This window comes from Sulfolobus tengchongensis (assembly GCF_036967215.1).
GTDB classification, from domain to species: Archaea; Thermoproteota; Thermoprotei_A; order Sulfolobales; family Sulfolobaceae; genus Saccharolobus; species Saccharolobus tengchongensis_A.
Window position 1 is genome coordinate 1,484,441 of sequence record NZ_CP146016.1, and the last position, 14,979, is coordinate 1,499,419.

14 protein-coding genes are annotated in these 14,979 nt (G+C 34.2%); 3 read left to right on the forward strand and 11 right to left on the reverse strand.

Annotated features, from left to right (window positions below; genetic code table 11):
* Window positions 1-5: 5 nt before the first annotated feature.
* On the forward strand, window positions 6-800 hold the full coding sequence (locus V6M85_RS07095; protein ID WP_338598319.1) for a hypothetical protein: 795 nt from the start codon (window positions 6-8) through the stop codon (window positions 798-800).
* Window positions 801-1,468: 668 nt separating this feature from the next.
* On the forward strand, window positions 1,469-2,479 hold the full coding sequence (locus V6M85_RS07100; RefSeq protein ID WP_338598321.1) for an NAD(P)-binding protein: 1,011 nt from the start codon (window positions 1,469-1,471) through the stop codon (window positions 2,477-2,479).
* Between the two features lie 175 nt (window positions 2,480-2,654).
* Here V6M85_RS07100 and V6M85_RS07105 read toward each other — a convergent pair whose 3' ends face one another.
* From V6M85_RS07105 to V6M85_RS07135, 7 genes are all read right to left on the reverse strand, one after another.
* The gene (locus tag V6M85_RS07105) at window positions 2,655-3,230 is read right to left on the reverse strand and encodes an NAD(P)H-dependent oxidoreductase (protein ID WP_338598323.1); all 576 of its coding nucleotides are present in this window, start codon (window positions 3,228-3,230) and stop codon (window positions 2,655-2,657) included.
* A 328-nt stretch (window positions 3,231-3,558) separates the two neighbouring features.
* Window positions 3,559-3,993, reverse strand: a complete 435-nt coding sequence (locus tag V6M85_RS07110) for a (R)-mandelonitrile lyase (protein ID WP_338598325.1) — start codon at window positions 3,991-3,993, stop codon at window positions 3,559-3,561.
* Between the two features lie 361 nt (window positions 3,994-4,354).
* Window positions 4,355-5,143, reverse strand: a complete 789-nt coding sequence (locus tag V6M85_RS07115; protein WP_338598327.1) for an MBL fold metallo-hydrolase — start codon at window positions 5,141-5,143, stop codon at window positions 4,355-4,357.
* Between the two features lie 371 nt (window positions 5,144-5,514).
* Window positions 5,515-5,943, reverse strand: a complete 429-nt coding sequence (locus V6M85_RS07120) for a carboxymuconolactone decarboxylase family protein (protein ID WP_338598328.1) — start codon at window positions 5,941-5,943, stop codon at window positions 5,515-5,517.
* Window positions 5,944-6,018: 75 nt separating this feature from the next.
* Window positions 6,019-6,933 carry an aldo/keto reductase gene (locus V6M85_RS07125; protein WP_338598329.1) on the reverse strand — a complete coding sequence of 305 codons (915 nt, stop codon included), beginning with the start codon at window positions 6,931-6,933 and terminating at the stop codon, window positions 6,019-6,021.
* A gap of 421 nt (window positions 6,934-7,354) precedes the next feature.
* The gene (locus V6M85_RS07130) at window positions 7,355-8,311 is read right to left on the reverse strand and encodes an acetamidase/formamidase family protein (RefSeq protein ID WP_338598331.1); all 957 of its coding nucleotides are present in this window, start codon (window positions 8,309-8,311) and stop codon (window positions 7,355-7,357) included.
* 1,215 nt (window positions 8,312-9,526) lie between these two features.
* Window positions 9,527-11,047 carry a long-chain fatty acid--CoA ligase gene (locus tag V6M85_RS07135; RefSeq protein ID WP_338598333.1) on the reverse strand — a complete coding sequence of 507 codons (1,521 nt, stop codon included), beginning with the start codon at window positions 11,045-11,047 and terminating at the stop codon, window positions 9,527-9,529.
* Between the two features lie 301 nt (window positions 11,048-11,348).
* Between V6M85_RS07135 and V6M85_RS07140 the strand changes: the two genes are divergently transcribed.
* Window positions 11,349-11,786: a hypothetical protein gene (locus V6M85_RS07140; protein WP_338598335.1), complete on the forward strand. Its 438-nt coding sequence runs from the start codon at window positions 11,349-11,351 to the stop codon at window positions 11,784-11,786.
* 247 nt (window positions 11,787-12,033) lie between these two features.
* Here the strand turns inward: V6M85_RS07140 and V6M85_RS07145 are convergent, their stop codons facing one another.
* The 4 genes from V6M85_RS07145 to V6M85_RS07160 are packed head-to-tail and all read right to left on the reverse strand — an operon-like array spanning window position 12,034 to window position 14,964.
* On the reverse strand, window positions 12,034-13,080 hold the full coding sequence (locus V6M85_RS07145) for a glycosyltransferase family 4 protein (RefSeq protein ID WP_338598336.1): 1,047 nt from the start codon (window positions 13,078-13,080) through the stop codon (window positions 12,034-12,036).
* A gap of 15 nt (window positions 13,081-13,095) precedes the next feature.
* Window positions 13,096-13,368 carry a ferredoxin family protein gene (locus V6M85_RS07150; protein ID WP_338598338.1) on the reverse strand — a complete coding sequence of 91 codons (273 nt, stop codon included), beginning with the start codon at window positions 13,366-13,368 and terminating at the stop codon, window positions 13,096-13,098.
* Entirely contained in the window at window positions 13,365-14,588 is a 1,224-nt protein-coding gene (locus V6M85_RS07155) for an NAD(P)/FAD-dependent oxidoreductase (protein ID WP_338598339.1), read from the reverse strand. Before V6M85_RS07155 ends, V6M85_RS07150 begins: the two co-directional genes overlap by 4 nt.
* A 19-nt stretch (window positions 14,589-14,607) precedes the next feature.
* Window positions 14,608-14,964 carry a hypothetical protein gene (locus V6M85_RS07160; RefSeq protein ID WP_338598341.1) on the reverse strand — a complete coding sequence of 119 codons (357 nt, stop codon included), beginning with the start codon at window positions 14,962-14,964 and terminating at the stop codon, window positions 14,608-14,610.
* Window positions 14,965-14,979 lie beyond the last annotated feature (15 nt).

The following is a 14,979-nucleotide window of genomic DNA, read 5'->3' on the forward strand; positions in this document are numbered from 1 at the left end:
ATAGCATGAAACTATATCAAATAGTGATAGCAGTAGTCGCGGTTGCCCTAATAATTGCCGGTATAGTAATTTTGTTACATAATAGTAATTTCACGCAACAAGTTAACGTCTCAAAGGTAGTATTTCCTACCCAATCTCAAATCTCTTCTACCTTGGGAAAAGGATGGAACATAACTGGGCTATATGAAGAAAATTACAGCAATGCTGTTTATCAGCAATATCCCGGTGCTACTTCCCTATATCAAGAATATATTCAAAAGGGAAATCAGTCAGTTACGATTGATGTTCTTCAGCTAAATACAACAACTACATTAAAGGGAATAAAAGTTGGTAAATATCTCATTCTTGCAAATATAACTGGGAATTCCACTCCATTTGATCTAAGTAAGTTAGAAAGTCTCGAGGTCGAAACATTAAGGGATGGAAATGGTTTAACTCCAACTCTTAATCCATTACTAATACCTGCTAATCAAACCATTACGCTTCTAGAGTTCGGAAATGCAACTACGCAAAACTACACCTTGTACTTTGAGACTATATCTTATAATAATTATTATACTACAATAGATATAGCGAAATCGTCTAACATAACTTATTTGTTTAACTATCTATTAATGAGTGCGGGTCAAAATGTAACAATCTCATCTATTAATGGTGCAAAGTACTTTAATCTAAGTTTTGTTAGCCAATATGGTGGTGTATACTATACTGTAGGGATGAAAGATAATTACTTGGTATTCGTACAATCACAATCTTCTCAAGCTTTTCAATTCTTCATAAAAGTGATAAATGAGGTTTAGCGATAGGCGACTAGTAAATTTTTTCCTTGAGAAAAAGATAATAATTTGCTTTGATGTAGGGTTTCTCGTATATCTTACCTCACCGCTATTCTGGATTTTTACGTTCACATCTAGACTAATTCGCAGAATTTCGTGGAAACAGTTTACCACTGCTTCAAACTATTTTTTACGGGAACAGAACTTCACTATGACGAGAAAATGAAAGTTCCAACCAAATATAACAGTTTACTTAAGGTCAATTGGATTATGATAAGGAATTAATAATAGCTAATCTATTATATGAAATTAATTTTTAAACGCTTATAATGAACTAAAAATTGCTCGTAAATGATAAACGCATTCGAATTTCAAGATATTTATTTGATTATAGCTTCTGTCTATGGATACGCTTTCTCATCAAATATTCTCGTAACTAAAATGACTAAGATTTATTAGTACGTAGATAATCTCGCTGTGCTCTTCTTTATAACTCATTTCCAGGACTGTTCTTCATAAATGATCATGTAAAGGTGCCATGATTAAAGACCCATATCGTAAAAGGACTTTCCGAAAACATCAGCGTATTTATAATTGCTAGTGAAGAATAGCGAAAGGGTATCTGATCTAGGTTAGAGTAAATTACTTTTTATTGTGGTAAACTTTTTAAAATAAAAGGATAATCGTGCTTTGTGAACAAGGAAAAGGTTTGGAATAGAGTAATCATACCCATTTTGGAAAACCTTATTGCCCCGTATTCTGTTCTCAGAAGGATTTACATTCAATTGATCCTGATGAGTACTGCCGTACTTATTAATGCTTTAGTATTCGTTACATATCAACATTTAGATTGGATCTCGGCAATTTATGCAGGAGTTAACGTTGTAACTACAGTTGGGTTATATTCGCCTAATATATTTCAAATGCCTTCAATTGAGAAGATAATATTGACTTTGACTATTATTCTCGCAGTAGGATTATATACCAGTATAGTCCAATCTATAATAGCTACTTTAATAAGCAGAACAACGTGGAACGATGCGAAGGCCAGATGGAAGGGAAAGCATATGAGAAAGCACACTGTTATAATAGGAGATGGAAGTGAGATTTTAAGTGCAGTAAGAAGGTTAGAAAGACTTGGCGTAGATTATATAGTGTTAACTAATTCTAAAGATATTGCAACAAATATCAGAGGAGATAGTGTAATACTGGCAGATCCAAAGAATGATAATAGCCTATTAACAGCGGGGATAGCTGAAGCTAGAAATGCGATAATTGTAATGAATGACGATATGGAAGCGTTGTTGATAACACTTAAGATACAAAAGCTTAATCCACCTCTTCAAGTCGTTGTGGCAATTAGAGATGCTTCTTTATCAGACTTATTTAAAACCGCTGGGGCAGATCTCGTTATACCTAGAGAAGATATAGTAGGGAGAATAGCCGCTGCAGCAGCTGTCTCCAGTAACATAGCTGGTCTAATATTTCCAGATAGAGTTAGCGATTTAATAATTGGAATATTTCAAGTAAGGAAAAAGAGGAAAATCAGTGAATTACCAAATGATATAATACCCCTAGCTATAATAAGAAACAATAAAATAGATCCATATTTCCATAGAGATACTGAACTTGAAGTGGGTGACGAATTAATAGTTTTAGGTAATCCATCAATATTTAAGAAGGTGAAAGAAATTTTGGAATAGCTTGCATATTAAAATGAAGTCAATGGTTCACTCTAAGTAAAATCGTAATTCTGTACTCGCTAACTTGCTATAGAAATAAAAGCTAATAATTAGTATTTTTAAGTTTTAGTTAAGCCAATTGGCGCCTTATAAAAGCTAAAGCAAGTTCTATATATATATAAAAATAAATAAAAAATCAGTTAGCTAGTATCTTCATCTCCTTACCTATCTTCACTAGCTTTGCTAGGTTAACTAAGTTTTCCAATAATTGCTTGAGGAATTTTTTAGCGTCCTCATCCATTAGATTTCCATTTTCGTCAAACTTTTTATGAGCGAAAGTTACGAATACTTCTGGTCTATTGACTGGTATCATGTTTAAGAACACAAAGATCTGTCTCAGATGATATTGTGCTCTAGCTCCACCTAACATACCTATGGAAGCGCTGATTACAGCAACCGGTTTACCATCAAAGGCATTATCGTTTGGAGGAAACGACGCCCAATCTATAGCGTTCTTTAATACTCCAGGTATCGAATAATTATATTCTGGAGTCGCTATTAGCAAAGCGTCTGCAGACTTTATCTTAGCCTTAAATGTTTTCACTATCTCTGGTGGTTCTAAATCTGGATTAAATGGTGGTATTCCCTCTAAGTCGAAGATTTCCATAGTAGCATTACTAGGCAATAACGCTTGTGCTACTTTCAATAGTTTTTTATTATACGAGTCTTTCCTTAAACTGCCTGCAAAGGCTAATATCTTAACGTGTTCCATGGTTAATATTTACTTAGTCAAGTAAATTTAAAGTCGACGCATTATGACTATTTTATAAGGGATTTTTTAAGATAATTAAGGGATAGTTTATAAATTGTATAGAATTCGACTCTTTATGTAATGATAAATAAAATCATTTAAAGATATTCTTTTATTAAAAATCTTTTATGACGAGTAGCTTCACTGCAGAAATGTTTTGGGTTTGAGTCTCATTACATTTCATACAATTTGTATTTAATTTTCAATTATCATGGAAACTAAGACAATTGAAAGAAATATTCAATTTTTATCATTAAAGAGTAGTAATTAGAAAAAGAGTTTTAAAATTTTATTCTGATGCACTTTGAGCTTCCTCATACTCCTTATCGCTAACCCTCTCTAACCACTCAGCTGTTTTGCCGTTAAGTTTTTCTTGGATAGCAATATGTGTCATTGCAGTTGTAGCTGTGGCACCGTGCCAATGCTTCACTCCAGGAGGAGTCCATATAACGTCACCAGCTTTAATTTTCCTTGGAGGATTACCCCATGTTTGAATAATACCACAGCCATAGGTCACGATTAACAGTTGTCCTAATGGATGAAAATGCCAATTGGTACGAGCTCCAGGTTCAAAAGTAACACTTGCAGCAACTACTCTTGCTGGCTCATCTGCCTCATATAACGGATCAATGCGGACGTTCCCGACAAAGAATCTCGGGTCGCCTTTATTAGAAGGTTGAGATCCACATTTTCTAATAGTTAAATCCATTCTCTCATTCCTCATTCTTAATAAAATGTAATATCTGCAAATAAAAATTTTATACTAAACTGGTTAAATAGATTAACACAGATATTAGTACTACTATACATACATTGTCTAATTAACTTAAATAACTGAGCGCTGTGGGGGCATTTAAATGTATTCTAATCTGACGTTTTTATGGATAGTTTGTTGATTTTCAAAACTTAACTTACGTTATTTTTAGCACTTTCTTCATAGAAAAACGTATTAGACCAGATAGTTTGCAAATACCCTACAAAGCATTTTATGAAAGGAAAATTCCAAAACTATCATTAATCTGATACATAATATTTTTCTCTTTAGTTTTATAGTCTAGTAGATTTCATAAACCAAATAATGCATTTTATTTACTCAAAGCGTCCATCAACCCTTTTAGGTTAACCTCTAATTGTTTTCTGAGTATCTCCCCACCTATTCCCCCTATATCCAATTCATTCACATCAATTGTTCTCCTCTCAATCATTTGTTCCAAATGTTGTTCTAATACGTTAGGAGTGACTAAACCACCATGGCCTAATCCTACTACTTTTGGTTTTAATGATATTTGCAGTTTTAAACTATTTATGTAATTTTCGTAATCTAATGGTGGAGGTGTTGTGGGTATTACCACACCATTAAAGTATGCTCCACCACTATCTCCAGTGAACAGAATATCATCTACCATTACTGAAAGATGATGCTTAGCGTGACCTGGAGTGTAAATTACCTTAAGAGTTTTCCCATCTCCTAAGTCAATAGTTTCTCCACCATTAACCTCTACTACTCTATCCGGATCAATTTTCTTGAATTCTCCATAAATATAATATAAATCGCCCAGTACCTCCTCTGAACTTCGATTTAATCTCTTTACCCCATCATCGCTTGTTAGGTACTTTTTGAAACCACTTTTTACCATAACCTTAACATTTTTGTAAGTTTCTAAGATCTCTGGCAATAATCCAATATGATCTATATGGATGTGTGTAAGAATTACTAAATCAAGTTTATCTAAAAATGATGAATCCATTACTGAATTGCTTACTCCCGCATCTATCATTACGTTGAGCTTTTCCCCACATACTACGTAAATAGTAGTGAGTTCTGGAAACTCGTAAGGACCAGCTGGTACTGCATGTAATCCTCTGCATGGCATAAAGAGAACTAAGTAAAGCTAGTTAATAAGAAGATATGCTTTCTATAACTAACTTATATCCCACTGTACTTTGTTGGGTTTTTCAAAACTTACGCTACTTTTCCCCATATTCTCCTCGTAAAAAAGAACGTTGCCAAACAGATAGTTTCCTACTAATTCATAGTGTAAATTAGTTGAGTTGTTAGAGGCGAAGAATGTAATGCCTACAAATACCCCCATAAAGCAATCAGATTGTACTCCCATCTGCTACATTTTGTTAATCTTGGAAAAACAAATTACTTAATAATATTGCTGTATAATTCTAGTTGGATAGTATTACGTAGTTTTGCTCATCCATTTCATTTTGAATCTTTCCTTCCTTTTTCATTTCATTATTTCTTTTCTTTTGCTTCTTCCTCTTTAACTTCTTTTATGGCTTCTTGGGCTATCTTAAAAGCTTCCATAGCCGCTGGTAAACCACAGTATACTCCAACTTGTAATAATACTTCTTTTATTTCCTCTTCAGTGCATCCATTTCTTATTGCCCCTTTTATGTGCAATTTTAGCTCATTTTGCCTATTTAACGCACTAAGTATCCCAATATTTATTAGACTTCTTATTTTTCTAGGAATAACCTCATCTCTCGTCCATATTAATCCCCAAGCGAAAATTGTAACCATTTCTTGCAGTTCCTTATTGAAATCTGTAGCCTCGCGTAAGGACCTCTCAACGTATTCCTTACCCATTACTTTTTTCCTGACTTCTAATCCCTTCTCATACAATGCCTTTAGCTCAGGATCTTTATCTAATAAACTACCCATGTTTATTCCTTATTATAATCTAAATGGAATTATAAAAATGTACACTTAAATAAAATATCTAATATTCTGAGCTATTTACCTTGTGAAATAATCTATTATAACTTTTCTTACACTCTCATCTAATCTTTTAACGTCACTTTCTCTCAGTTTCCAGCCTAAACTTCCTAAATTCTCCTTCAGATGATCTTCATTTGTTGTATTGAAAATTGCAAATACGTTTTCTTTACTAATAAGCCAATTTAGGACTACTTGTGCAGGAGTCTTACCCAATTCTTTAGCTATTGATTTAATCTCTTCCACTAATGGTTCTAGGTTTTTGACATATGCTTCCCTAGCTAAAACGTACCACTTATACTCATTTCTGATTTCCTTTCTCCCTATGAGATAACCTAATCCTAAGGAATCGTAGGCTAGTAGCGCTATATTTTCCCTTAGCATGTATGGCAATACCTCCTTTTCGACGTCTCTGAACAAAACGTTATAGTGAAGTTCGTTAGCTACTACATCAGTCTTAGATAGATGTTCCCTAAATTCTCTCAGTAGCGGTAAAGAGAAGTTACTTAAGCCTATATATCTAATTTTCCCATCATTAAATAGCTTCTCCATTGCCTTGGCTGTTTCTCTTATGGGTACGTAATGATTAGGCCAGTGAACTAAATATAGGTCAATATAGTTCGTGTCGAGCCTCTTTAGGCTACCTTCTGCAGCCCTTAACACATCATCGTATCGAAGATGATCTATTGAAACCTTTGTTATTATGAAAACATCCTCTCTCTTAAAACGTTTTATGGCTTTACCTATCACAGTTTCTGACAAACCATTGCCATATGATTCCGCAGTATCGATAGCGTTTACACCTAATTCAACTGCCTTCCCTATTATTCTTACAGCATTGTTCTCATCTATTATTGAAGGAGTACCGTATTCCCATGAACCTAAAATTAGTGGAGAAATCTTTTCATTAGACCAACCTAATATCTTTGTTTCCATAGATAACACAACTTACCCTAACAATTAAAACTTTAACTGAAAGCTTGTTAACTTATCGCTCACGCTAATAATTTAGGGAAGACTTTACCCTAGCCTTCACGTAAATTGCATGCTTACATTTGACTGCTTGTACGTAGTGGTAGTAGAGTACTCATACTGAATGTAAACCTCTATTCAATTTGTAACCATAGTTGCAAAATTCTGTATAACTGTCCCATAATGTCATCAAATAGTTAAAAATTTTAGGTAGTTATATTTTCTCTATAAGGAGCAAAAGATAATACTTGCGTGAAATAAAGTGTGAAAATAAATGCAAAAAGCCTAGAATAATTTATGCCTTCATGGTAACGCTATGGACTGTCTTATTTATACTTTTTATGAGGGGCTTTTCATCTTTACCACAAAGTTTAGAACATAATTATCAAAAGATCTCTATTTCAGTCTCAAATATGTCCTTTGGTAAGTAAGCTGTAACAATCCAGTTTGGAACATCCACGACTTCACTAACCCTAAGATTTACGGCGACGCTAGCTAATATATACGCCTCTACTGGAGCCATATACTTAGACAATATTGAAATTATACCCTTTATAGCTTTCTTGGACGCATTCCATAAATTAGGATCTATCCCCGGATAAGCTATATATTCTCCATATTCCATTTCCTTTACTTTCTTTGTAACGAAGAGTGGTTGAGTTATCCCAAGGTTCTTTATCAGCCTAACTCTCATTGTAACCTCCATAGGAGCCTCTATTGCGGTGCCACAAACTTCACCATCACCTTGAGCCAAATGAGTATCTCCTATTGAGAGCAAAGCCCCTTTAACGAACACAGGAAGATATAACCTAGTTCCTACTGTTAAGTGCTTTATATCCATATTTCCCCCATTTTCTCTGGGAGGTATTGTACTTAATTTACCCCTATAAGGCAACGCAGTGCCAATTACGCCGGGAAAAGGATAAATTGGTATTTTCACATTTAGGTCTCCAAACTTAGCGTAAGCGTACTTTTCATCAACTTTCCAAATTTTTAACGCAGGACCTTGAAGGTCTATTGGTGCGGTATATTGCTCGTCAGCCAGAAATCCGAAACCGGGAAGTACACCAGTCCATCCCCATCCCTTATGCTTAAACTCCAAGAATTCTATTTCTATTGCATCACCCGGTTCTGCATTCTTGACTTCTATTGGCCCAGTTAGCGGGTGAATTTTAGAAAAGTCTAACTTAAGGAGATCTTTTTCATTAGATGTTGGTGTAACCTGACCATCTGATGCTTCCTTAGTTTCCACAGTAATTATATCTCCATCAGTTATACTCATTATGGGAGTTAACGAATTATCCCATTTATTGTGGGTTATGGCGTGAATCGTATATTGCATAATTAATATATTCTGCAGTTAATTTATAAATTATCAAGATAAGGATGAGTTGACATTTTTTAATATCTTTCCTTTTCTGATGCCATGATAACCTATAGGTCTAAAAATTTTTGCAACAATCAAGGTGTTGTTTAAGTTATAGACCTCATGCACTAGATTTCAAACTTGATGAAGAAAATTAATATCATTAATTTGATTTCTATTTTATCTTGATAACGAGAACACATATATAAAAATTTTTGACTACGAGTACACTTACACTCTTGATTAAAGGAATTACCCATTTCTTTATAATGATTCAGCTAAAAGCTTATCAGCGATAAAGTACTTTTCATTTTCCTTAACTTTTTGTTAATCTCTTTCAAAGGTAAACCTAATGATTTTTCAATAACTCTATATCTTTTTTTCTCTGTCAAAAATATCTTTCAATGTTCTCTTTGGTCTCGGATCAAACAACGCTATAACTTACCCCCTCCTAAGTTACTTAGGGGGTACTAAGTAATGAAGATTAACCGTTATAGTTGAACTCCTTCAACCATAAACAATTTAAACTATATCAGCTTAGGGTTTCATGGTATTATATTCTCCCAGTCTCTCATAAGTATTACCCTCTTTTTATCTCTTAGCCAAATTCAACTAATTTCTAATATTTCCATAGTATTTTATATTTCTTTAATTCAAGAGAAACTGATATTATTCAATTTTATACAAGTAGGATACTCTCTTGACAGTTTTCGATGGGTTTATTAAATGTAGGGTTCAAAAAGTTATCGTGATTAACAATGGGAACAGCAGGGGGATAATGAACAGGGGCCAAACTGAGGCTTGATGAGCAATCTAGACGCTAACCTCTGCCTTTATTTTTAGGTAATATTTTTGTGTCACAGTACTTAAACTTTTCTCTCCATACCAAATACCAATTTTCGCTAGTTATATATTTGTTAGTAATTCTTATGATGCACCTATTATTAGCTCACTTTTTTAGTTATGCCATGCTTTCGTCCTATCTTTTCCAACTCCTTAAAAATTTGGGTGCGACATTAACTTTTATTTTTCATATAATTTTTTGCTTTTTCCGTATTGTTTTGTGGGGGATTTGTAAACTATCTGGTTTAACATCATTTTTACCATAAGGAGAATCCAAAGAGTAACGTAGGTTTTGAAAAAGCCCGCAAAGCATTTTCGTATCTTTTTCCCATTTATAACAACTATGTATTACTTTAAGATAGTATTTAGCTGATCTCTTATCACTTTTTTATCTAGTTTTCCAGTACTAGTTTTAGGTATTGATTCGACGAATATTATTTTATCTGGTAACCACCATTTTGGAAATCTATTCAATGATTTCAAGTATTCAATGATTTCCTGTTCTGTAACTTCCTTTCCAGGCTTCTTAACTACTAGTGCTATTGGTCTCTCGCCCCATTTCTCATCTTTCACTCCAACTACTACAGCTTCTAGTACTTTTTCATATGACATTATTGCATTTTCCAAATCTACGCTACTTATCCATTCTCCACCACTTTTAATTAAATCCTTGAGCCTATCCACTACTTTAACACTTCCATTTTGATTTATTTTAGCTACATCACCAGTTCTAAACCACCTATTATTAACTAATATGTTAGATGGATTGTTAAAGTACTTTTTAGTTACAAACGCCCCTCTGGCAACCAACTCTCCTACTGATTTCCCATCCCAAGGCAATTCCTTTCCTTCAGGATCCATTAACGTAATTTCGAAGGCGGGAATTGGGTAACCTTGCTCAGACATTTTCTCTATATCATCACTCTTATTAATTGTGGCTATAGCCTCGGTTTCTGTCATACCCCAAGCATGATACGTTTTAACTCCTAACTCTTTTAGTTTCTTAATTAATCCTAAAGGTGGTTCTGCTCCCCCTGTAACTACGACTTTTAATGGAGATAAATCCAATGATTCTCTCTCAACGTAAGCTACTACATCTATCCAAACAGTGGGAGCACCTACCCCGACAGTTACCTTATGATCCTTTATTAATTTTACAATATCCTCCGCCTTAGGTCTAGGACCAGGTAAAACTAATCTGGCTCCGGTCATTAGTGAGGCAAAAGGTAAATCCCACGCTGATATATGAAACATTGGCACTATTGGTAATACAGTATCTGAGGAGGAAATACCTAATACGTCACTTGCAAGTAAAGATAAAGAATGAATAAACACACTCCTATGACTGTATATAACTCCCTTAGGTTTTCCGGTTGTTCCAGAAGTAAAACAAGCAATTGCGCCTTGCTTCTCATCTACGTCTGGAAAGTCACTAAATGGTTCTTGCGAATCCACTTCTTCGTCATATTTTTCATCAAAAATGAAAATTGGCAACGCATTGTTTTTGTAAGTTATGTCCTTATCTAGGAATATAGCTCTATCTTCCATCTCTCTGATTACGTAATCCATCTCTGACTCATGAAACCTTACATTAACCGTATGTAAAATTCCGCCTAATAGTGGGACTGCGAAGTATAGTTCTAAATGGCGATGTGTATTCCAAGCTATTGACGCAACTCTCTCACCAGCTAACTTTCGATTAGTTAGCAATGTGGCTAATTTCCTAACCCTTAATGCGAAATCAGCGTATGTATAACGTTTTATTCCCTCATGTGTTCTAGATATTATCTCCCTATCTCTGTATAACTTTTCTACTCTCCAGAAGATGGACTTTATATTGAGATTATAGTCCATTATTGTTGAATCCATAAGTGATATTTACATTTTAGATTAATAAGCTTTAGCATATTTAAATATAATTATTTAACAAGATAATCGTTTATATTGCTTTATTTAGCCGTTAAAGAAAACATCTAGATGCTCATTAGCTTAGCCATTGTTTTTCTAGATTCGTAGTGCCATCATGAAGGCATAAATTACTTCTATTATGTTCATGTTCAGCTAGTTCCGAAATTTATATCTTAACGATGACATTATACCGATGTGGACTTTCACTCTCTTAACTCCCAGAGAGTTAAATACAAGAAAATAACATTACTAAATAGTTAGAATGATAACAACTTTTAGATGTCCAATATGTAAAAGAAGGAATACCGCTTTATTGATCAAATCAGCATCTTCCTTCCAGCCAGTCATATACTTATATCCAGAAGAACATATATGCTTCCATATTTGCGATAAAATTAAAATTGAAATTTGCAATGAATATATCGAAATTGCAAGTTATTATGGAACTTATTCCAGAGATGCTATAAACAAGCTCAAGGAGATAGTTAAAAAGATAGAGGACTTAGCAAGTTCAAGGGATGAAGAACTTGGTAAAATGATCAGAGAAGGTGAGGAGCTAATTAAAAAAGCAAAAAATGAGTGTGCAAACCTAGAAAACAATAGTAGTTTGTATTATAAATGTTTAGTAGAAAAGGGAATAGATGATGGGAGACAAAAGATTATCGATGCGTTAACTAGGTTTTATTTTAAGGAAGAGTAATTAATTAACGTACAAATAAAGCCCTTGTTGAATGCAAAGGATTTGGCTAAGCCTTATCTTTTTAACGAGTTACGTAAAAAGTTAAGCTGTCTATTAAGAGGAAGTTGTCCCCATAAATTTTGGCTATTAGAAGCGATAGTATGTCACTTCCTAACTTGAGTACACACTTTATGGAACGTCTTGATGACGAGAATCGTAAAACAACAAATAATTTTAATCGAACAGTTTTCCTACTATTTGATAAATCTCATCTGCTAAAGTTTTGTAAATATTTGTAATATTCATCAGCACTTTTATCCCAATCGTATTTCAAGGATTCCTCGTAACTGGTTTTCCACATCTTTTTCATCATATCTTCATTACTAAGTAGTTCATTTATGATTTTGCTCATACCTTCAATATTCTTATATTCAACCACGTAACCATTTACCCCATTATTGATTATTTCTGGTAAGGACCCTTTATTATAAGCTACAACTGGAGTACCGCAAGCATTAGCCTCTACTGTTACCATACTCCAACCCTCTATGAAAGACGTAACTATAACAATCCACGCTGATTGATATAGTTGAATCTTCCTTTCTTCATTGACTCTTCCCAAATACTTACCATTAACTTCCTTAATCTTTCTAGAAACCTCATCCTCTAAATCCCCACCACCAACCATAATAAGTTTGGCCTTTACTCTCTTAGCGATTTCTATTGCATCTAAAGGGTTTTTATATTTCTTTAACCTCCCTATCCATAGAATAGTAGGTTCTTCTGCCTTTTTACCTGGCTTATACAAATTGTGATCAATACCATTATAGATTACCTTAATCCTTTCTTCCCTAACTCCAACTCTTTCCACTAGATCTCTTTTAGTAGTATTGGAAACTGCTATTAAATTCTCGTAATTTTTAACATTCCTTTCCAATAACGCGACAACTCTAGCCATTAATGGATTTAATTCGTATTTAACAACATCCTGGTGAACGTGATGAATTAACGCTATCGAATTTTTGTTAACTAAATAAGAATAAAAGGGGACTGCATGAGCAACACTATCAATTACTACTTCGTATTTTCTTGCCTCACTAGGAGCTTTAAAATGTAACGTTAAGGGGTTACCCTTTCTCAATATTTTAATACCCTCAATTTCCTCTTCTCTTGGCAATCCATTTACTTCCTCAGCTAGCCAAGTTACGTTAATTCCTTTTCTAACGAGCCTTCTAGAAATTTCGTAAATTACTTGCTCAGCTCCACCAGATTTGGGATGCTTTAAATCCCTGTGATTAACTACTAATAAGTTCACACTAACATAAAAATCCTAACCGTATTTATAACTTATACCTCCTTCTGGAAAAGTGAACTTAATGGCACCATACGGGCAAGCTACTAATGCTGCTCCGCACTCTAAACATCTTTCATAGTGTACTATTATTCTTCCATCTGGAGATGGCTCATAGGTACCAGCTGGACAGACCTTAGTACAAGGTTTATCTTTACATGTCAGGCAAATATCGGTATTTACTTGTATGTGAGAGTTCTTATCGACATTATACTTATTTAATCCTAATCTCTTCAAAAGATTTACCGTCATATAAATAACCTCATAATATCTGATAACATCTTTGTAGTATTTACGTTTTCGTTTTTACTTTCAGTTATTAAGACGTTTATGGGTCTCTCCTTTCCATCACTTGTTACTGTAAATAGTTTACTCAAGGTATTACACAAGATTTTAGGATATTTTGTAAATATCTCCTCCTCATTTAAGACCTTAAATGACCTCAAGGCTGTTTTTAAGTCTCGTAATACAAATGATTCTTTCAACATTTCGTAATAAATATCTGTTTTACTGTAATCGTTCATTTCTTTAATCTTTTTCAAAGCTTTCCCAGCTACAATTCCAGAACCTATTGCCAAATCCATTCCCCTGATATTGAATCCATCGTTTATTAAAAATCCTGCCGCATCACCTACAACTATTAAGTTCCTATCGTAAAGGTTACTTAATTTGTCATAACCGTAATAGGGAATTAAATGTGCCGAGTACTCCAAGATGTTCCCCTCTATTCCCAAAGCTTCTCTAAATCTTTCCACTATTTCATGTGATGGTAAGTTTGAATTATAAAGTGATTCGACTTTTATTGTAACTCCAACAGATAACGTATCCTTGTTTGTGTAAACGAAACCGCCTCCTTTCAGATTTCCTATGAGCCCCATTATTGTTCTAGCCTCTCCTTCATCTTCCGGTAAATTTGGTTTCACATCTAAAATCTCCTTTACCCCTAACATCAGCGTTTTTGGTTCCAATTTTTTTATTCCTAGAAACCTAGATACGGGTGAAGTTACTCCACCTGCATCTACAATTAACGGAGCTTTAAGCTCTCCCCTATTAGTTTCCACCACAATGTAATCCTTCTCTCGCCTAGCGTTAGTAACTAATGTGGAATAAGAGATTAAAACACCTTCATTTTCAGCTTCCTTCGCCAACCATTGATCAAATTTAGCTCTAAGAATGGTATAACTATTCTTAGTCTTATGTTCAAACGAAAAGGTGATTTTCTTTCCTTCATCACAGAATACTTCATAAGTTTCCTTCGTTACTGGTCTTTCTAATGGAGCCCTTTCAAGCGCATCTGGAAATAATTGCAATAAGGCGTGGGTATACATTCTTCCTCCAGAAACGTTCTTAGACCCAGAGTATTCGCCCCTTTCTAATACAATTGTGGAAAGCCCTTCTCTATTCGCAGTAATAGCCGTGGAAAGCCCGGCTAAACCACCGCCGACTATTATAACATCAGCATCAAAGCTCATATGCCTATATATTGAAAGGTCATATATATGTATTTGGCTTTCCCACATTAACTTTTTTAATCATATTTAATAATATTTCATTTCCATCACTTATGATATATAATGTGTGAAGTATTAACGCCTTTAGCTTATTTTCCCTACACACCTTCATTTCCTCAACGCTTCTTCTAACTAGGTCCGCAAAGGGAGAATCCGACTTGTGAAGAAACTCGTTATCGCTTCTAAACTCTTTTATCTCCTTCTCTATTTCAGCTAGAAGGTCTATTATTCTATCTTGATCCTTATAATCTCTGGCTATGCTTAATAACTCATTACCAGCCTCTATGATGTTACCCTCGTTAAGCTTATCAATTATGGCTACCAGTTTGCCAAACATAAAAAATGGTTAGCA

What these genes read in the sequence shown, in the direction of transcription:
- V6M85_RS07120 (WP_338598328.1), bottom strand. Translation starts at nt 5,943, where the DNA reads ATGGGTAGTTTATTAGATAAAGATCCTGAGCTAAAGGCATTGTATGAG.
- V6M85_RS07105 (WP_338598323.1), bottom strand. Translation starts at nt 3,230, where the DNA reads ATGGAACACGTTAAGATATTAGCCTTTGCAGGCAGTTTAAGGAAAGAC.
- V6M85_RS07125 (WP_338598329.1), bottom strand. Translation starts at nt 6,933, where the DNA reads ATGGAAACAAAGATATTAGGTTGGTCTAATGAAAAGATTTCTCCACTA.
- V6M85_RS07135 (WP_338598333.1), bottom strand. Translation starts at nt 11,047, where the DNA reads ATGGATTCAACAATAATGGACTATAATCTCAATATAAAGTCCATCTTC.
- V6M85_RS07150 (WP_338598338.1), bottom strand. Translation starts at nt 13,368, where the DNA reads ATGACGGTAAATCTTTTGAAGAGATTAGGATTAAATAAGTATAATGTC.
- V6M85_RS07140 (WP_338598335.1), top strand. Translation starts at nt 11,349, where the DNA reads ATGATAACAACTTTTAGATGTCCAATATGTAAAAGAAGGAATACCGCT.
- V6M85_RS07095 (WP_338598319.1), top strand. Translation starts at nt 6, where the DNA reads ATGAAACTATATCAAATAGTGATAGCAGTAGTCGCGGTTGCCCTAATA.
- V6M85_RS07160 (WP_338598341.1), bottom strand. Translation starts at nt 14,964, where the DNA reads ATGTTTGGCAAACTGGTAGCCATAATTGATAAGCTTAACGAGGGTAAC.
- V6M85_RS07155 (WP_338598339.1), bottom strand. Translation starts at nt 14,588, where the DNA reads ATGAGCTTTGATGCTGATGTTATAATAGTCGGCGGTGGTTTAGCCGGG.
- V6M85_RS07115 (WP_338598327.1), bottom strand. Translation starts at nt 5,143, where the DNA reads ATGCCATGCAGAGGATTACATGCAGTACCAGCTGGTCCTTACGAGTTT.
- V6M85_RS07110 (WP_338598325.1), bottom strand. Translation starts at nt 3,993, where the DNA reads ATGAGGAATGAGAGAATGGATTTAACTATTAGAAAATGTGGATCTCAA.
- V6M85_RS07130 (WP_338598331.1), bottom strand. Translation starts at nt 8,311, where the DNA reads ATGCAATATACGATTCACGCCATAACCCACAATAAATGGGATAATTCG.